The organism is Streptomyces sp. NPDC002838 (assembly GCF_040295365.1).
GTDB lineage: Bacteria > Actinomycetota > Actinomycetes > Streptomycetales > Streptomycetaceae > Streptomyces.
In genome coordinates this window covers 1-1,174 of the sequence record NZ_JBEOVF010000018.1, presented here as the reverse complement: position 1 = coordinate 1,174, position 1,174 = coordinate 1, and the positions used below count along the sequence as shown (strand labels likewise).

Annotated in this window: 1 rRNA gene and 1 pseudogene; one reads left to right on the top strand and one right to left on the bottom strand. The window is 67.5% G+C overall.

Annotated elements, in window-relative coordinates:
- A pseudogene (locus tag ABT063_RS22850) lies at positions 1–763 on the top strand (hypothetical protein); the annotation flags it as partial.
- Positions 764–882: 119 nt separating this feature from the next.
- On the opposite strand, the gene rrf reads toward ABT063_RS22850, so the two are convergent.
- Positions 883–999 (bottom strand): 5S ribosomal RNA (rrf, locus tag ABT063_RS22845).
- Between the last annotated feature and the right edge of the window lie 175 nt (positions 1,000–1,174).

Genomic DNA, 1,174 nt, shown 5'->3' with positions numbered 1-1,174 from the left:
CACCCCGGCTGTCGTCACGACGAAAACCACCACGGTCACGGTCACCGGCACGGAAGCCACCGCGGTCGCGGTCGTCACGCCGGAAGCCGCCACGGTCACCGTCACGGCGATCATCACGGCGATCGGCGGGACGGTCGTCACGGCGGAAACCGCCGCGGTCATCGCCCCGACGATCGTCACGACGCCCGTAACCACCCCGGCTGTCGTCGCGACGGAAGCCCCCACGGTCACCACGGTCGGTGCGGGGCTCTCCACGGTCGTCCCTCCGGTCCCCGCGGTCGTCGCGACGGAAGGGCGGACGGTCGCCGTCACGGCGGACCCCACGGTCACGGTCGTCCCGACGCGGCCCACCGGAACGGTCGTCCCGCCGGAACGCCGGACGAGGCCCACGGTCGCCTTCGCGTCGGTCATCTCGCCGGCCATGCCCGCCCCGGCTGTCATCACGGCGGAAACCACCGCGGTCCCCACGGTCTCCGCGGTCGTCGCCCCGGCGGTCATCGCGTCGGTCGTCACGTCGGTCATCACGGCGATCGGCGGGACGGTCGTCACGGCGGAAACCGCCGCGGTCATCGCCCCGACGATCGTCACGACGCCCGTAACCACCACGGCTGTCGTCGCGACGGAAGCCCCCACGGTCACCACCGGCACCGCGGTAGCCGCCCCGGTCACCACCCCGGTCGCTCCGGCCGCCGCGGTCACCACTGTCCCGTCGCCGCTGGTCGCGCTCCGGTCGGTCGTCGGGAGAGTTGGTGGACATGGGTGACTCCTGTCTTCTGTACCGCAAAGTCATTCTCGCGCAACCGAGTACCCGGCGCGCTCCGGAAAAACAAAAGGACCCCTGGTCCCAGCTGAACGCTGGTGACCAGGGGTCCTCCAAAGATTGTTCGGCGGCGTCCTACTCTCCCACAGGGTCCCCCCTGCAGTACCATCGGCGCTGTAAGGCTTAGCTTCCGGGTTCGAAATGTAACCGGGCGTTTCCCTCACGCTATGACCACCGAAACCCTATTGGTTTCGAGCGAACAAGCACACTCTTCAGTTGATGTTCAGCTCAAGCCGGCAACGGTCGTTGCCTCAGAACTAACACAGTGGACGCGAGCAACTGAGGACAAGCCCTCGGCCTATTAGTACCGGTCAACTCCACACCTTACGGTGCTTCCATATCCGGCCTATCAAC